Origin of the sequence: Bacillus sp. FSL W8-1143 (assembly GCF_037965155.1) — a bacterium.
Taxonomy (GTDB): domain Bacteria; phylum Bacillota; class Bacilli; order Bacillales; family Bacillaceae; genus Bacillus; species Bacillus pumilus.
The window spans coordinates 699,709-718,513 of record NZ_CP150182.1 but is presented as its reverse complement, the minus strand read 5'-3'; the positions used below and the strand labels follow the sequence as shown (position 1 = coordinate 718,513).

The 18,805-nt window shown below is 44.1% G+C and carries 6 protein-coding genes; all 6 read right to left on the bottom strand.

The window, feature by feature from the left end:
• Positions 1-17: 17 nt before the first annotated feature.
• Genes NSQ36_RS03500 through NSQ36_RS03475 form a run of 6 tightly spaced genes read right to left on the bottom strand, consistent with a single transcriptional unit; the run spans position 18 to position 18,796 of the window.
• Positions 18-4,523 carry a type I polyketide synthase gene (locus tag NSQ36_RS03500; protein ID WP_339206785.1) on the bottom strand — a complete coding sequence of 1,502 codons (4,506 nt, stop codon included), beginning with the start codon at positions 4,521-4,523 and terminating at the stop codon, positions 18-20.
• On the bottom strand, positions 4,516-7,185 hold the full coding sequence (locus NSQ36_RS03495; protein WP_339206784.1) for a non-ribosomal peptide synthetase: 2,670 nt from the start codon (positions 7,183-7,185) through the stop codon (positions 4,516-4,518). Before NSQ36_RS03495 ends, NSQ36_RS03500 begins: the two co-directional genes overlap by 8 nt.
• A gap of 20 nt (positions 7,186-7,205) precedes the next feature.
• Entirely contained in the window at positions 7,206-16,295 is a 9,090-nt protein-coding gene (locus tag NSQ36_RS03490; RefSeq protein WP_339206783.1) for an amino acid adenylation domain-containing protein, read from the bottom strand.
• Between the two features lie 19 nt (positions 16,296-16,314).
• Positions 16,315-17,457: an acyl-CoA dehydrogenase family protein gene (locus NSQ36_RS03485; protein WP_310026702.1), complete on the bottom strand. Its 1,143-nt coding sequence runs from the start codon at positions 17,455-17,457 to the stop codon at positions 16,315-16,317.
• Positions 17,444-17,713 carry an acyl carrier protein gene (locus NSQ36_RS03480; protein WP_050945733.1) on the bottom strand — a complete coding sequence of 90 codons (270 nt, stop codon included), beginning with the start codon at positions 17,711-17,713 and terminating at the stop codon, positions 17,444-17,446. Before NSQ36_RS03480 ends, NSQ36_RS03485 begins: the two co-directional genes overlap by 14 nt.
• Positions 17,714-17,740: 27 nt before the next feature.
• Positions 17,741-18,796, bottom strand: coding sequence for an HAD-IIIC family phosphatase (locus NSQ36_RS03475; protein WP_137055435.1), 1,056 nt, complete (start codon positions 18,794-18,796; stop codon positions 17,741-17,743).
• Positions 18,797-18,805: the final 9 nt, after the last annotated feature.

Sequence of the window (18,805 nt, the reverse complement as noted above, 5' to 3'; positions counted from 1 at the left end):
CGCTGCATTTCTCCCATCTATTTTCGTTTTAATCTCTGTTTACGGCGGTTCTTTCCATCTGCCATCGCCTGTTTGCGGAGATTAGATGACTCAGTGACAGCTTGCTTTTCTTCCTTCACTCCATGTATCTTCTTCAGTTCTGCAGCCAATGACGCAATCGTTGGATGACTATACATCATGACCACTGGAACCTCTATACCATAAATTGATTTAATATGACCGCTCATCTGCAGTAAATCAAGGGATGTCGCACCCATTTCAAAGAAGTTCTCATTTACATCCGGTTCATGAGGAAAAAAGGAGCTGAGTACATCACTCAATGATGCTTCTAGACGATCATCTATGACCTGCGATATTTGTTGAGTCGGCTCTTCTTCCTGCTGCATAGGTGTTAATCGGTGTTTCATTCTCTCACCCATGTCTCGAACAGAAACAAGAATTTGCGGATAATCTAAACGCAGTACTTCCTGAAAGGCCTTGATTCCTTCATCTGGTGAAATTCCCGCCTGCTCCTCGAGCGTCATCATGTCATTGACTTTGGCCGCTAATGCTGAGTTGTGTGCCATACCGACTTTTTCCCATCGATCCCAGTTTAAAGAAATCACTGGCTTTCCTTCCTGCCTCTTCTCATGAGCAAAGCTGTCCATAAAAGCATTGGAAGCGGCATAAGCCACTTGTCCAGCCGCTCCAAGAAAGGACACTAGGGATGAACAAAGTAAAAAGAAGTCGAGCGTTTCATCCTTGAGTGTTTCATCCAGCACATAGGTCCCGTTGATTTTTGGCAGACACATGCGAATTTCATCGTCTGCTGTTCTTGCTTGGATGATCTTCCCATCTGCCTCTCCTGCCGCATGGATGACACCATGTAAATCACCAAATGATGTATGAGCCAGCTGGATCGCTTTCTGCACGGCGTCTTTATCTGACACATCACCGTGTACAGTTAGTACATCAGCTCCTAACTCTTCAAGAGTCATCAGCTTTTTCACGGTTTCAGCTTCTTTCCCATCCGCATCACGCAGTTCATGCCATGCAGAGCGTTCACGTATTTGTGATCGGCTGAGGAACACAAGTTTTGCTTGATACGTTTCTGCTAAATGTTGAGCTAGTGTGAAACCAATGCCTCCCATACCGCCGGTCAGGAGGTAAACACCATGAGTCCTGATAGGCTGTGTGGACGATTCCTCTTTGCTTAAAGGTGTACTTGAAGCTTTTCGAACCCACCTACTGTTCCCCCGATACGCCACGACTGCCTCTTGATCGTGCATTGCCACCTCATATGAAAGAAATAGCGGCCAGTCCGCCTTTGTTTCCTGACATAAATCAATGTGCTGACACGCAATATGCTGATATTCTTGAGGAATGGTCAGAGCTAGTCCAGTGCATGTTGCTTGAAGAGGATTGACCTTCTCCATCCCGATAACATCATGCGCTTGGTTTGTCACAAGGTGAAGACGGATGGTTGTGTTATGATGCTGACTGATCAGCCTGACGAGATCAAGTACAGATAAGTAGTTCGGCTGATCACCTGTATCTTCTGTTAGTTCATCATGCATCCAGATGATCTCTTCCGGTATAAATCCAGATTGCTGCAGTTCAGCCATCACCCACTCTAAGTGTGACAGCATATGAACGTCAGCCTTCATCACCTGGTCATTTTCTTTGATCGTATGATCACTTTGACAGACGCTGACAACCTCTGCATGCCGCTCTTTCAAATAAGCGGCAATATGACCATTTTTCTCAAAAACCAAGATACGCTTCCCTTGATGATTCTGCTCTTTTAGTACAGGTGCAGAGCGCTCCCATACCGGAATGTAAAACCAGTCTTGAAAATCAGCGGAGAGTGTCTCCCCCATTTCTGATGGTGCTAAATTGCTCATCAGCTGATCCGCTTTAAACTGCGGAGAGGGGAATATTTGATGCTCAAATGGATATGTTGGCAGTGACACTCGATATGGGGTCTTTTCTTTTCTGACAGCGCTCCAGTTCGGCTCCACTCCAAAACTCCACAGCTTCCCTATAGCCTTTTTCATATATTCATCATCAGCAGCTTGTTCTTTTGGATGTCTCACCAATGAAACAGCCGCTGCTTTGTTCACATCATAGTCATCATGTCGTCTCACAAATTGAGTCAACATATGACCTGGTCCCACTTCAATGAAAACCACTTCACCAAGTCCAAGTAACGTCTCTAATCCTTGACTAAATAAAACAGGCTGCCTAATATGAGATGCCCAGTAATCAGGCGATGAGGCTTGCTCATTTGTTAACCAGCTTCCTGTCACATTCGAAAGGATCGGAACCTCGCCCTGCTGATAGGTGATCTCTGAGAGAGCGTTCTTAAACTGTACGGACGCTTCAGCCATCATACTCGTATGAAAGGCGTGAGAGGTTTTCAATGTTTGGACAGAAGCTCCTCTTTTTTCAGCTTGTTCGAGATAGATCTGTAACCGTTCTGGAGGACCGGAAACAACAGATAATTGTGAGCTATTCACCGCAGAAAGCTCGACACCCTCAGGAAGATCATGTTCAATCTCTTCGGCAGAGAGTGACACTCCGGCCATTTCACCCCGAGGCATTTTTTGCATCAAACTGCCTCTTTTTAAAACGATCCGGATTGCATCTTCAAGGTGTATGATACCGGCCACGCAGGCAGCTGTTATTTCTCCAATACTATGACCAATGAAATAATGCGGACGTATGCCTAGTCCCATCAGCTTCGATGCGAGCGCATACTCAAAACTAAACAAGATGATTTGTGTATATGATGTTTGCTGTATGAGTTGTTCTGCTTTTATGAACTCTTCTTCGGTTGTTGGATATAACACGTTCTCGATCTCAACACCTGATAAAGATAAAATGATGGCAAAACATTTCTGAAGCGTTTGTTTAAATTCAGGATCTTTCTCATATAAATCCTTGCCCATATTCACATACTGAGCACCTTGTCCAGAAAACATCCAGACAACTGCCGGCTGTTGAAAGGCCTTTTGCGGCTGTCCAGCTGACTGGAATGTGCGGTCAGGCCCTGCAAGAAAAGCTTGTCGATAAGGAAAATGCTTTCGTCCCTCTTGCAGGGTAAAGGCAGCCTCGGATAGTGTGACACGCTTTTGTTCTTTTAAATAAGATGTCATTTGTTCAGCCGATTTTTGAACCGCCTGCTTCGATCTTGCAGAAATCACCATTAGTTCATGATCTCTTTCTAATGACGGTTTGTCGGCGGCGGGTGCCTCTTCCATGATCAGGTGTACATTCGTTCCACCGACTCCAAACGAACTAACTCCAGCACGCAGCGGCTGCCCTGTTTTCATCCATGGTACGGGTGTTGTATTGACATAAAATGGACTTGATTCAAAATCAATTTTCGGATTCGGTTTTTTATAATGAAGGCTAGGCGGCAGCATCTGATGGTACAGACTAAGCGTTGTCTTGATAAAACCTGCAACCCCTGCGGCTGAGTCAAGATGACCAATATTGGTTTTCACAGACCCAATCGCACAAAACTGTTTTTTATCCGTTTGAAAGGCTTTCTTTAGTGACTCAATTTCAACCGGATCTCCAAGAGTTGTACCGGTGCCGTGTGCTTCAATATAAGAAATACTCTCAGCTTCTACACGACTGATGTTGAGTGCCTTTTTAATCACTTCGCTTTGTCCTTCTATGCTTGGTGCTGTGTAGCCAACCTTCCGCCCGCCGTCATTGTTATAGGCTGACCCTTTAATCACGCCATAGATATGGTCCTTATCTTTTAGTGCCTGCTTTAATGATTTGAGCACAACAACACCGCAGCCCTCACCGCCAACAGTGCCTTCTGCCTGTTCATCAAAAGCCCGGCAGTGCCCATCTGGCGACATGATCATGCCTTCTTGATACATGTATCCTTTTTTGTGAGGGGTCGTAATGGTGACGCCGCCGGCGAGTGCCATTTTACATTCTCCAGTAATCAGGGCACGCGCCGCCATATGAATGGCAGTCAAAGAGGAAGAACAAGCTGTATCAACAGCTACGCTCGGCCCCTTCAAATTCAATTTATAAGATACCTTTGTGTTCATGAAATCTTTATCTGTTAACTGAACAGCCGCAAATTGTTCGGATGAGTGATTCGTTCTCATCAGCATGGATGCAGCTTGCCAATATAAATTAGCAGAAGCGGCTCCAAATAAACCAATCGGTTCCTGATAGGTTTCAGGGTTATAGCCTGCATCTTCAAGTGATTCCCACGCCACCTCATGAAACATGCGGATTTGCGGGTCCATTACTTCTGCTTCACGCTGTGAATAACCAAAGAAATCTGCATCAAAATGATCATGCTGATCAACTGCTCCTTTGGCACGTACATATTGCTCATGATCCAATGCTTCTTTCTCAACCCCTGCCTCAAGCAGCTCTTCCTTCGAAAAGAACGTAATGGACTCTCTTCCATTTGCAAGGTTGTCCCAAAAGTGATGAATATTCTTTGCTCCGGGAAAACGGCAGGCCATCCCAACCACTGCAACCTCTAATCCTGTGAACTTACTCATCTATCATCCCGCCTAACAGTTGAGCGGCACTTTCTAAGTCATCCGCTTCATTTTCTCCATCATCATCGATCTGTTTCTCTTGCCCTGATGCTTTGTTTTTTAATTGCGTAGCTATTTGCGAAACAGTTGTATATTGGAACAGCTCCATCACTGTCAGCTCCTGCTGAAATTCCTCTTTCACTTTATTGGACAACTCAACGATATTAAAAGAGTTCCCGCCTAAGTCAAAAAACGGTTCATCTATACGAATCTGCGAAGCAGGGACTTGTAAAATAGAGGCGAAAATGCGAACAAGCTTCTGCTCTGTTTCATTATGTGCTTGAATGGTCACAGGCTCTTGATTGTTTGACAGCTGATCTTCTGGATTCGGTAGTGCTTGGATATCCAATTTCCCTGATAGATTCAAAGGAAATTGCTCTATTTGGATGACATGTCTCGGCACCATATAACCTGGTAATCTTTCACTTAAAGACTGACGAAGCGCACGCTGATCTATCACTTGTTTTGCCATCATGTATGCGCAAATGTATTGGTCCTGATCCTGCGTTTCCTTAGGAATGACAATGACATCTTGAATCAGTCCTTGCATATGCGGGTCATCAAGAATCGCTCTACGGATTTCCTCTAGCTCAATTCGATATCCCCTAATTTTCACTTGACCGTCGTTTCTCTTGGCAAATTCTAATAAACCATCAAACCGCCATCTTGCAAGATCTCCCGTACCGTATAACATCCCGCTGCTCAGCTCTGGTTTTTTGATAAATTTCTCCTTGCTCAGATCAGGGTGATTGATGTACCCACGACCTACACCATCGCCTGCTATATATAACTCTCCAAAGACGCCAATCGGAACTGGCTCTCCTTGCGCGTCACATATGAAAATATGCTCATTCGGCATCGGCTGCCCAATAGGAATGACTTGCTCATCCCAGTCTTGGGGAATCAAAAAGGATGATGACTGAACCGTACATTCAGTCGGCCCATACGCATTTATCATGATTGGTTTTTCACCTGATATATGCTGTAAAAATTGATCCATCAGCTCTTTTGTGAACACCTCTCCGCCCACCAGCATCATCTTCAACGCTGGCAAGTCTTGTTTTGATTGCGCTGCTGCCTTGTTCATCAGCTTTAAATGAGAGGGGGTCACATCAGACAGCTGGATGTGATGTTCTTGGTAAAACGACCATAACGCATGCCCATCCATACGGACTTCATCTTTGGCAATATGCAGCGTATGCCCGAAGAGCAATGCCGGAAACAATGTTTGAACAGACGCATCAAAAATGTGAGAAGCCAGCATCCCTACTTGCAAAGGATTAGGGAGCAGATCAAAAAAGCGCGTTTTCATTCCATATACCAAATTAATGACATGACGATGTTCGATAACGACACCTTTCGGATGCCCTGTCGTACCTGATGTATACAGGACATACGCCATATCCGAAGGCGAGATAGACCAAGTCATATTCTCTTTTATTGATGGTTCTTGAAGCATGTCTTGAATCACATGGACCTCGACATCCAATCCTTCGTGTCCTTCTGCATCCGAGACAATAGCTGTAGCGCCGCTGTTTTTGAGCATATACCGAATTCTTTCAATCGGCAGATGAACATCAATCGGTAAATAAGCATAGCCAGCCTTTAAGATGCCAAGAATGGCAATGACAAGTTCAGCAGATCGATACATTCTGAGTCCAACAGGAGCCTCACGTGTTATCTGGCTTTGAGATAGTCTAAGCGCAATGCGATCTGATAAATGATCAACCTCTTCATATGTATAGGAGGTGGTGCCAAACACAACAGCCGTTCGCGCTGGATGCAATTGGACTTGTTGTTGAAATAACGACACAATATCACGATCCACTGGATAAGCGAGCGACTCCCCTTGAAACGAATCAAACAGCTGATTTTTCTCTATATCAGATAAAAATGAGTGTGTGCTCATCGTTTGCTCAGACGTTTCGAGACATTGCTCTGTGAATCCCATGAAATGATTGGAGAACTGCTCCATCATGTGGTCATCATAAATGGAAGCATCCCAGTGAACTTCAGCATGAAGGTGATCTTGTTCTTTCTTCCAAACAATAAGCACATCCGCATGCAGCTGCTCTCTGTCAACTTGCCCATGCAATGTCTCAAATGCACATGCCAGATTGACACGCTTCTTGTCTTCTCCTGCTGAATGCCAAAGCTCATCTATTAAAATATAAACAGGATAGTTTTGATGACGCACTGCCTCCTGAAACGATTGTTTCACTGCCTCTAGCCCTGCGCTAAAGCTCATATGAGGCTCAATCTCTGCCTTCAGCGGCAGCATATGATTGATGGCGGATTGATTAGCAGACTGTTCCATTGTAGGAACAGTCACCATCAACTCAGTTTTTCCGCTATAACGTTGAAGCAAGCCAAAAGCTGCTGTGGTTAGCACGATAAACAGGCGCAAATCAGAATCTCCACATAATTGCTTTAACGAATGATTCATAGCCACAGGGAAGGACGAATGAAGCGATCGGTTCATTGCAGCAGGCTTGGCATGTGAAACAGTATGAGGAATGCGGCCATCAAGCTGGACACCTGATAAGATCGATGTCCAGTAGGCTCTTTCTAACGCCCTTTCCTTCGCCGCTGCTTTCAGTTGAAAATCATCATGTTCAATCACTCTTCCATTCACCTCTTTACTTATATTTTCAAGTCATCTAATTCGAAAAGAGATACGTCATCTAATTGCTTGAATGAAGAGGTCAGTTCGATCTCCTCTATTCTTACAGCATCTACTGAAACAGCCCTCATGATGTCTTTCAGCAAGCCCGCAATCCGCTCGATGGTTTCCTCTGTGAAAAGCTCAGTATTATATTCAATCGTTGAAGAAAGACCGTCTTCCTGCTCATACGCAATCCAGAGTAAATCAAAGCGTGACGTTCCTGTCTCATACGGATAATCACTAAAGGTTAAACCGCCTACCTTCAGTTCTGGCTGATTCATATTTTGCAAGGCGAACACAGCATCAAACAATAGATTCCGGCTGACACTCCGGCTTAACTGGAGGTCTTGAACCATTTGTTCATATTGATAGTCTTGATGTCCGAAATCATCGATGACATGTGCTTTCACATCCTGCAGGAATTGCTGGTACGTCAGCTCTGCTTTAGGATACAAACGAAGTGGCAGCATATTGACAAAAATACCGATCACTTGCTGCAGCTCCTCTTGTTTTCTCCCTGCTACCGGAACTCCGACCGTGATATCTGATTGTCCACTTAATTTATGAAGTAAAATCTGATATACACTTAACAAGCCCATAAACAGTGTGGCGTCTTCCTGTAAAATCACCTGCTTAAACGCGTTCAGCTCCGCTTCTTCTATACGGAACGTATAATGTCCGCCGCGAAATTGTCTCACTTCTGGCCGATCGAAATCTGTTGGCAGATCAAGTAGCGGGGCACTTTCTAACCGGTTTTTCCAGTAATCACTCGATTCTTTCAGTGCTTCTGATGCAAGCAGGTCATTTTGCCATTCTGAAAAATCTTTATATTGCAGAGCAAGAGGCTCGAGCGTCCTGCCGTCATATAACTGCATAAAGTCATTGACCAAAATATCTTGAGAAAGACCGTCTGAGATAATGTGGTGCATGTCCAGCATGAGTACGAATTCCTCATCTGCCAGCTTCATCACACCGACTCTCATCAATGGAGCCTCACTTAACGTAAAGGCAGTCAAAAATTGTTCAATCACTTGTTTTTGATCTTCCTCAGATCCTTGTTTCGATCCGTTAGTGAGGTCAAATAATGTGACTGCAAATGGTACCTCTTCTTCAATCTTTTGATAAGGGACGCCATTCTCTAGTACAAACGCTGTCCGCAAACTTTCGTGTCTCTTAATGAGCTGCTGAAATGCCCATTCCAACCTGCTAATATCGAGTTTCCCTTTGATTCGTCCCGCTTTAAACTCGTTGTATCCTGTGCTGTTTACATCCATTTGCTGCATGAGATACAACCGTTTTTGCGCAGACGACAGAGGATAATGCTCCTTCACTTCGGCTTTTTCAATCGCATGATAAGCAGCAGTATCTGCTTGATCGATATATGCTGCCATTAATCGTATCGTAGGGATTTGGAAAAATTGTGGCAGCGTCAGCTCTACACTAAATGCACGATGAATGATGCCAATGAAGGTAATCGCCTTTAGAGAATCTCCACCCATTTCAAAGAAATGATCATCTATGCCAATTTCATCAATCTTAAAGAATGCTTGCCAATGTTGACTTAATGCCTTCTCCAGCTCCGTTTCTGGTGCCGCATAATTCGTGGAAAGCGCTGGTCGAGAATACAGGTTGCCATCTTGTTCATGCTCTCCGCCGCTCTCTTCCTCAAGGGATAAACGGTCTACATATCGGTGAATACGATCATGTAAAGATGTTGTTGAAATAACCATTTGTTCCACTTGATCCAGCGAAAGCAATCGTTCAAAGATCATTCTTCCTTCTTTTTCTGTAATTAACGTTTCGGTGACATCATCTCCGATTGGAAGATCAAGCTGCTTCCCTTGCTCAAATTCCCAGCCGTCAAAGCTAATGACAGACCACTGTGTTTCTGAACGTAGATTGCGTTCATACACGTACGCATCGATGAAATGATTCACAGCTGTATAGGCTGTAAAACCGAGTCCGCCCAAGATCGGTGACAAAGATGACAGGACAAAACAGAAATCAAGGGATCGATCACTTAAGGCAGCATCAAGATGAAGTACACCATTCATCTTCGCTTCAAAATGCGGCTCCGAAAAAGTGACATCTGTTTGCTCCATCACCTGGAAAGATTGGTCGCCTGTCACTCCAGCTGCATAGATCACGCCATCGATCTGCCCATATGATGCATCCACCGTGTTGATCAATTGCTGGATATCTTCCTTGTGACGAACGTCTACTTTCTGAATGAGAACATCTGCACCTGTCTCTTCCAGCGCCATTACCCTTTGGATTTTTTTCTTTGTTGGATCCTGTTCATCATGCTTAGACAGCCATTCTTGCCACTTGCTTCTATCAGGGAGTCCAGATCTGCTCGTTAAGATCAATGTTCCCTTCGTTTGCTCGGCCAAAGTCTGGGCGATATTCAATCCAATAAACCCAAGTCCGCCAATTAAAATGTATACACCATCTTTTTTAGCCAAATGAGCCTGTCTTGTTTCAGGAACTGAACTATTCGCATACTTTTTCACATATCGCTTATTTCGTCGATAGACCGTGAGAAGCTGTCCATACGCTCGATCTAGCTCATCGCTTATTTGCTTTAGCAATCTCTTTTCTTGAACCCCATTTTCCACTGGGCGATCAATATCAAGAATGCGGTAGCGTAAGTTCGGTGTTTCCTGTGAAATCACCATCGCAGGTCCTAGATGGATCGCTTTTTCAGGATAAAGTACAGGCTCACCGCCAACGGCATACGTCAATGAGGAAAGAACTGTAATCGATACCTTTTGGTCCAACACATATTTTTTCAGTGCCTGGCCGATATAAAGCAAGGAGTAATAAGCATCTTGCTGCGTTTGCTTCACCCATTCTTCTTCCGTGTCAGATAGCTGTCGTTCTGAAAGCCCCCATAGATGACAAACTTTCGACACGTTGATTTCATCATCTGCCAGATTTGATATGAGCCTTTCATAATCAGATGGCTCATGTGACCGAATGGTATAGCTTTTTTTGTCATGCTTCGTAAATTCATTTCCTTTACGAACCACTACGGACTCGTTCCGTTTCGTCAGGAGCTCAGCCGCAATCTTCTCTCCAAAAGCAGATGGATCTGCAAACAAAAGCAAGGCTCCGCCAGACGTATCTTCTGATGGCACGCAAGGTAAAAGATCCGCTTCCCAATGAGGGGTATAGAACCATTCATCCATTTGCTGCTTTCGTCCAGACTGCTTTGGTTTTTCTTGCTTCACACGATCTGCTGCATCATACCAATAGGAGGTTTGATCAAATGCATACGTTGGCAGCGGCATTTTCCGCGGCTGACGGTCTAGATGGAACCTGTCCCAATCAATGGATAATCCGTTTGTCCATAGACGTCCCATTTGACCAAGTAAAAATTCAGTATCCGTCACATCTTGTTTTGCATGTCTTAACACATGACATACATGCTGGTTCAGGCCGTTCAGCGACCGGTTGACCATCACGCTTAAATCTTGTCCTGGACCAATCTCAATTAGTTGAATATTGTCCTCTTGTAAAATATTTGTGATGCCTTCAGCAAAGCGAACTGTATCGGTCATATGCCTTTTCCAATAAGACATATCCTTCGCACTCGTATCTGTCATCCAATCTCCTGACAGATTCGAAATGAATGGAATACGAAGCGACTTGGCGTTAATATGCGTTAATTTTTCTCCGAATTGCTCCGCTGCCTCCTTCATGACATGTGAGTGGGCGGCAATGGTTCCACCTAATCGCATACACATCAATCTGTTGCTTTTTAGCTCTTGTTCAAATTCACCTATCGCCTCTTCTAGACCTGACACGATACATGATGAATCATTGACAACCGCGAGAGAAATATCGTTTGGAAGCATCGGTTTTAGCTCTGCCTCAGGTAATGGAACACTCATCATGACGCCAGCTGGTGACGACTGCATCGCATTCGCACGATAGGCGACCATGGACATTGCGTCCTTTAAGCTGAATAGCCCTGATATGGCGGCTGCCGTTAATTCGCCAAAGCTATAGCCGATCATTGCATCAGGACGAACGCCCCATTCAATGAAAAGCATGGATAAGGCATATTCAATGGCAAAAATGGCTGGCTGTGCATATTGAGTACTTGCCAATTGTTCACGTGCCTTTTCTGTTTCAGCTGCTAATGGGTACAGAATACGGGCAAGACTTCGTCCCGTTGCTTCTTCATATGCTTGAAAACAAGCATCCATTTGCTTCTTAAAGTAAGGCTCTTCCCGGTACAAATCTAATCCCATATTGAGATATTGATTGCCTTGTCCAGAAAACATAAAAATAATCTTTTGCTTTTCCACATGCGAATGCATGAGCTTTCCAATGCCTTTGCCTTGCTTTTCTGTTAATACTCTTAGAGCATCTTCTCTGTTTGCCGCAACAAATGCCTGACGAAAACCAAAGGATTGTCTTCCTGTTTGCAGCGTATAAGCTGCGTCTGCCAAATTGATAGAAGGTGTGTTTTCTATTTGGCTTGCGAGTTTGTCTTTCATTCGTTCCAAGCTCGTTTTGCTCTTGGCTGAAAGAACAAGCAGCTCAGCAGAACGAGGCATTTGCTGACGATCTCTTTGTGGTGCTTCTTCTAAGATGACATGTGCATTCGTTCCACCCATTCCAAATGAGCTCACCCCCGCCCGCCGCAAATGGGAAGCTGGCTGCTTCCAGTCGGTCAACTCAGTGTTTACAAAGAAAGGACTGTGCTCAAATGCAATGTTTTCATTGGCTTTTTTGAAGTGAAGACTAGGTACAAATGTGTGATGCTGAAGCGAAAGCACAGCTTTGATCAAGCCAGCTGCTCCTGCCGCTGCATCTAAATGTCCAATATTTGTTTTCACAGACCCAATGCGGCAAAATTGTTTTTTCTCTGTGTCGAAAGCCTTTGTGAGCGCCTCTATTTCAATCGGATCACCAAGTGATGTGCCAGTTCCATGTGTTTCCACATATTCAATCGTATCTGGTGAAACATCTGCTTGATGCAGGGCATCCTGAATGACACGTGTCTGTCCTTCGACGCTCGGAGCATTGAAACCAACCTTTTGATCACCATCATTGTTGATGGCAGAGCCCTTAATAACCGCATAAATATGGTCACCATCTTCTATGGCTTCACTAAGTGCTTTTAAAGCAACAAGACCAACACCATCTCCGCCAACAGTTCCATCTGCTTGATCATCAAAGGCGCGGCAGTGGCCATCGCTTGATTTCACCATATTCTGCTGATAAACGTAGCCTGATTTCACTGGGTGCAGGATCGACACACCTCCCGCAAGAGCTACATCTGAATCACCATTTGCAATGGATTGACAGGCCAAATGCAAGGCGACCAAGGAAGTTGAACAAGCGGTTTGCAGCGTAAGCGCCGGTCCTTTCAAATTCAATTTATGGGCAATTCTTGTACTGACGGTATACGTATCATTGAGTGAACCCACTTCAAACAGCTCTGACATGCTGCTATCAAGGGAAGCGGCAAAACGCTGAATCCATTGGAAGTTCGAAGTGGACCCAGTAAACAACCCGACCTTCCCCGTATAATCTTCTTGTACATACCCCGCATCTTCCAGCGCCTTATAGGCGTATTCATGCAGGAGACGTATTTGAGGATCCATCATTTCTGCCTGACCTGGCGAATAGCCGAAGAAGGATGCATCAAATAAATCAGGTCCATCAATGACACCCTTTGCCCTCACATAATCGGATCGCTCGAAGGTTTGGCGGTCAATACCAGCTTCAAGCAGTTCTTCATCGGAAAAGAAGGAAATTGATTCTTCTCCATTCTTCAAATTTCGCCAAAATGCCTCAACATTTTTCGCACCTGGGAATTTACCAGCCATTCCAATAATGGCAATCGGCTCATTGGCTTTTCTTATCTTTTGTTTTACAGGCTGCGCGCCTGCCGCTGTCTGCTCTGAATCGCCGCTTAAATATGCGGCAAGCTCTCTAATCGTTGGGCGGCGGAACATTTCGACCATTGGAATGCTTTGATTCAATTGCTTAGCGAGCTGTTGATTGACGTGGATCAAATTGAGTGAATGCCCGCCAATGTCAAAGAATTTGTCATGAACACTTACCTCATCTAAGCCGAGCACCTTTTTCCAAATGTCTTGAATGACTTTCTCCGTATCAGAAAGATAGTCAGAGCCCGCCTGTTTTTTCGTTTGCTGCGCCTGTTTTAAAGCAGGTAAAGCTCGTTTATCTAGTTTGCCATTGGCAGTCAGCGGCATATCTTCTAATTGAACAAAGTGAGTTGGGATCATATAATCCGGCAGTTGATCAGCCAACGCTTGTTTTATTGCCGCTTGATCAAGTATGGCTGTCGTGACAACATATGCGGCCAAACATGGTGTACCAGAAGCATCTGGCTTTACAACAACAGCTGCTGCTTTTATTCCTGGCTGTTCATTCAACCAAAATTCAATTTCACCAGTTTCAATCCGGTAGCCTCTCAGCTTCACTTGATCATCATTTCGACCTAAAAATTGTATGAGCCCATTAGGGAGAATGCGCGCTGCATCACCTGTTTTATAAATTTTTTCTCCTGGCTGGAAAGGGTGATCGACAAATCTTTCTTCGGTTAGTTCTGGGCGATTCAAATAGCCTTTTGCGACACCTTTTCCGCCAATATATAATTCACCGACGGCTCCTTCCGGCATGAGATTCATATGTCTGTCAAACAGAAGAATATCTGTATGCTGTGCTGGCTTTCCAATCGGTACATACACGTCTTGATCAAGATCCTGATCATATCGATGAATCATGCAGCCAACGACCGTTTCAGTTGGTCCATATTCATTCACAATTTCAATTGGCTGCGGAAAGGACTGCTGAATGGATTTCGCTAAAGATGTTTCCAGCTGCTCTCCGCCTAAAATGAAACATTTCATTTGGCTGTCTGGGAAAGACAAATGCTTAATAAACTGTAAATGAGATGGTGTCAGTTTCATCACATGTACACGGTTGTCTTTTATGATGTCTTCGACAAGTAGCTGCCGGTTTTCATGGTGATAAATCATGATGGTATTTCCTGAAATGAGCGGCGTGAAAATAGAAGTAACCGTCAAGTCAAAGGACAGTGAGGTATACAAAGCAAAATGCCTTGTTTCTCCTCGAACATATACTTGCTTCGCCCAATCAATATAGTTGGCTAAGCCAAGATGATGAATGAGTACTCCTTTTGGTCTTCCGGTCGTTCCTGATGTATAAATGCAGTAGGCTGTTTGGTCTGAGGTGATGGCTTGTGCCAAGTTGTCTGATGGTCCGGTGTATAGATCCGGCTGCGTGATATCAATTTTTTCTCCATGATAGGCATAGGTGAGCCCTTTCATTGGATGAGTTAAGAGCCATTCTACTCCGCTGTCTTCTAATAGATATTCTATTCGTTCCTGCGGATATTCAGGATCAATCGGCACGTAAGCACCGCCAGCTTTTAAGATCGATAAGCATGCTATCACCATTTCAATGGAATGCTCTGCTAAAATGCCGACACGCTGCTCCTGTTTGACCCCTTTGTTTTGTAAATAATGTGCGAGCTGGTTCACTCTCTTATTGAGTTGTTCATATGTAACCGTCGTATCGCCAAACTCAACTGCGACTGCCGCTGGCGTCCGCTCCACTTGTGCTTCAAATAGATCAATCACCGTTGGCTCATGGCTAGGTGTTGCTCCGCCGTATTGCTGAAAGACCGCTAACTGCTTTTCTTTCTCTTCTTCTGATAGCAGCTGTAGTTGAGCAGCAGATTTGTGCGGATGTGCACAGGCATCAGACAGGAGATGAAGAAAATGCTGACACCACTTTTCGATTTGCTCAGCTGAAAAGCTGACAGGGTTATACACCAATGAAAAGTGCAGCTGATCATCAAACGCCTGAACACTAAGCGTGAGATCGAATTCTGTCTGCTCAGTCATCTCAAATCCACGAATACGAATTGGCTGATCGTTTTTCGTGAGCATTTGATCTAGTGGATAGTTTTCAATGACGACGATTGAATCGAATAATGATTGCTCTGCAGTCATTCCTGCATATTTTTTTAAGTCAGATAGTGGGGTATGTTCATATTCATTTCTTACAGCGATCTCACGGCTCACTTCCTGCATCTGTTCAAGAATTGGCCGCTCCTGTTCGAATGAGACTCGCAGCGGTAAAGTGTTAATGAACAGCCCAGTCATCTTTTCAATATGAGGGACATCCGCATTTCTCCCTGATACTGTTGTCCCAAAGACAATATCATCTTGGTTCGCATACTTAGATAGTAAAACTCCCCACAGCGTATACATCACAGATGCCAGCGTCACGTCATATTGATTTGTGAATTTGCTCAAGCTCTCCGCAATGGAAGTATCCACTTGATGTTCATATTGATGAAACACTTCTGAAGGTTCATATGCGCCGCTTGACTTCGGAAGCAGTTCTGCATAACTCCATCCGTTGAAAACATTTTTCCAATAGGCGGCTTGTGCTTCTGTCTGTTGAAGGTTTTTCTGCTGCCATTTGACAAAGGATTGGTAGGACGGTCTTTGTTCCAGAAGAGGTTTGTCCCCATTCGATAAGCGCTCATATGCACTCATCCAATCGCTTAATACAATCCCAAGGCTCCATCCGTCCAATAAAATGTGATGGAAGCTAATGAGAACCCAGCTGACTTCATCATTCACTTCACATAACGTCAGGCGGAATGGGACTTCCTGCAGATCAAAGCGTTCTTCTCGGTTCTGTGCCGTCACCTCTTCTTTCAGCACATGAAGAGGCTCCTTCGCTTGCGTGAAATCACGATATCGAATGTCTGGCTGATGCTCCTTCAGCACAATTTGTACTGGCTTTGCCAGTTCCTGCCATCTGAACAATGTTCTAAGCATTTCATGCTGTTTGGTGACATTCGTCCATGATTGTTCAAAAATGTCTCGATCTATTGGTCCGTCTATTTCGATCAGCAGTTGTTCAAAATAAGCTGTTCCGTTCGGTTCCATTAAATGATGAAACAGCAGTCCTTCTTGGATCGTAGTGACACCTAACATATTTTCAATGTTCTGTTTATCCAGCTTCTGCGGCTGTAAAGCCATGGGATCATCTCCTTTCTCTCTAAGAATGTTTCACAAAATAATGGCGTAAACCATAGTTAGCAATAACCTGCTGCTGAATTTGCGAAGTTCCTTCAATAATTTCAAGCACCTTTGCTTCACGATATAGTCTTGAAGCTGAGTTTTCCCGGCTAAATCCACTTCCGCCATGAATTTGGACATTTGTATTTGTAATGTCAACGGCAATTTTAGAGGTGAAATATTTTGCGATGGATGTTTCAGTGATCGCATCAGGATGATTCGCTTCTCTCATTTCCCCAGCCTTTAGGCATAAGGCTCTCGCTGCATGGAGCTGGGTCACCGCATCTCCGATCATGCCTTTGATCATTTGATGCTTGTACAATTTTTCATTAAACTGTGTTCTTTTACGCGAATACGTGACAAGAGAATCAACGGCTTCTTGTGCGATGGCAAGCCCTGCCCAAGCGACACTGTATCTTCCATGGTCTAATGCGAGTGACACCACATGGTTAAATCCGCCTCCAACTGGTCCTAAGACACAGTCTTCATGAACCTGAACATGATCGAGGGTGATTTCCGCTAAATATGACGCTCGGTTGGCCATCATTCCTGTAATCCTCTCAATCTCTACACCCGGCTGATTTCGATCGACAAGGAATGCCGTGACTTGTTCACCGTCTCTTGCAATCACAATAAAGAAATCGGCAATCGCTCCAAAGGAAATCCACTTTTTCTTCCCATTTAATACATAGGATTGCCCTTCCTTTTGATAGCTTGTTTCAACATGATTGGCATCTGAACCAATATTCGGCTCTGACAAAGCAAAGGCTCCGATTTTTTCTCCCTTGGCTAATTCAACGAGCCAGCCTTGTTTTTGCTCTTCTGTTCCATAACGAAGAATGGCTTCTCCTACAAGTGAATTCACTGTCAATAATGTGCGTACATTACAGCAAGCTTTTCCCACTTGTTCTGTGAACTGTCCATATGCGATTGGATCAAGCCCTAGCCCTTGATAGGAAGACGGGATACCTGCTGCCAAGTAGCCTCTTTTTGCCATATCTCGAATCAGTGACTCTGGCAAATGTTCCGTCTCATCGAATTCATTGGCAAACGGACGGATATGTTCATCGCAATACTGGCGAATTTCTTCAACGGCATTGATCGTTTGTTCAGCTGTTTTCATGAAGAGCCGCCCCCTGTTGTTTTCTCTCAATTAAGGCGACAATGCGATTGACCGTACTAAAATGAGCAATGTCGAGGTCTTCGTTATCTAATTGGAATTGAAAGTCTTGCTCGATATAGTTCACTAGTTTCATCGCAAATAGAGAATTCACAAAGCCTTGTTCAAAAATATGATCATCATTTCCAAGCTCAATTTCCTCATCAAATACCACTAGGTTTTGCTCGATATAAGCTCTTACTTGTTCGTGTAGGTTCATGATTTAATCTCCTCGCTTTTCGCTTTTTTATTGTTTGGCTGGGTCTTTCTGATTTAATTCAATATTGACATCTACGTATTCTGGGAAAGGCTGAATCATGCTTAAATCATTTTCAAACAAGATATAGCCGTCCTCCCCTTTCTCTATTTCTTTGAAATTCGCAAACTTATATGTGATGTACATCATGCGGTTTCGGTCGGTTTGTTTAAAGTCAGCGACAAGCCGCTTTCCTCGCTTTTTCGCTTCTTGCAAAATCGTTGTGAGTAAGATGGTCCCAACACCACGAGACATGACGCGGCAAGACATAAGCAGCAGTTTGACATGCCATGTGTCACCTGTTTCTTCTATTAATGAGAGTCCAATTTTTCCATAGGAACCGAATTTATCTTCAAGTTCACAGACAAGCAGCAAGTGAGAATCTGATTGACGGAAGAAATCAAGCTCTTCATAATCGTAGGTTTTCCCGCTCGCATTTAATTGATTGGTACGGACGGTCAATTCTTCAGCACGCTGGAGGTCTTGTTCTCCTGCTTCTGATATCACGAATTTCATATGTAAAGACGCCAAGAATTTCTCAGGCGGCCCTTCATATTTCTCTTCTTCCTGCTGCCTTTTGTCCGCTTCTAAGTACATTCTTCTGCGTCGTCTAGCATCTTCTGTGATAAAGACTGGACGCAGCCGATCATCAGTGAGTAATGACAGATAATCCACTGCATCCCAGCACGTAATCTCTGGATGAACAGCCTTCACTTCTTCTCGTTCAAATGGCTGATCATCAATAAAGAGAATGGTATCTTTATGAATATTTAGGCGCTCGCTGATTCTCTCTAATGAACTAGATTTGGCATTCCAATGAATCTCTGGATAGAGAAAGAAATGTTCGATTCCGAAGGCAGAAAGCTTTTCCTTCACGGCTGCTTCATCGTTCCGGCTTGCTATAGAAAGAAGGATGCCGCGCTCATCTAACTCTGTTAGTACTTCCTTCATCGATGGTTTTAACGTCACTTCATCTGACTCAAGTAAAATTCCATCCCATAATGTATGATCTAAATCCCAGACAACACACTTAATTTGCTTAGCCATTGGTTATTC

What these genes read in the sequence shown, in the direction of transcription:
- NSQ36_RS03500 (WP_339206785.1), bottom strand. Translation starts at nt 4,523, where the DNA reads ATGAGTAAGTTCACAGGATTAGAGGTTGCAGTGGTTGGGATGGCCTGC.
- NSQ36_RS03490 (WP_339206783.1), bottom strand. Translation starts at nt 16,295, where the DNA reads ATGGCTTTACAGCCGCAGAAGCTGGATAAACAGAACATTGAAAATATG.
- NSQ36_RS03485 (WP_310026702.1), bottom strand. Translation starts at nt 17,457, where the DNA reads ATGAAAACAGCTGAACAAACGATCAATGCCGTTGAAGAAATTCGCCAG.
- NSQ36_RS03480 (WP_050945733.1), bottom strand. Translation starts at nt 17,713, where the DNA reads ATGAACCTACACGAACAAGTAAGAGCTTATATCGAGCAAAACCTAGTG.
- NSQ36_RS03475 (WP_137055435.1), bottom strand. Translation starts at nt 18,796, where the DNA reads ATGGCTAAGCAAATTAAGTGTGTTGTCTGGGATTTAGATCATACATTA.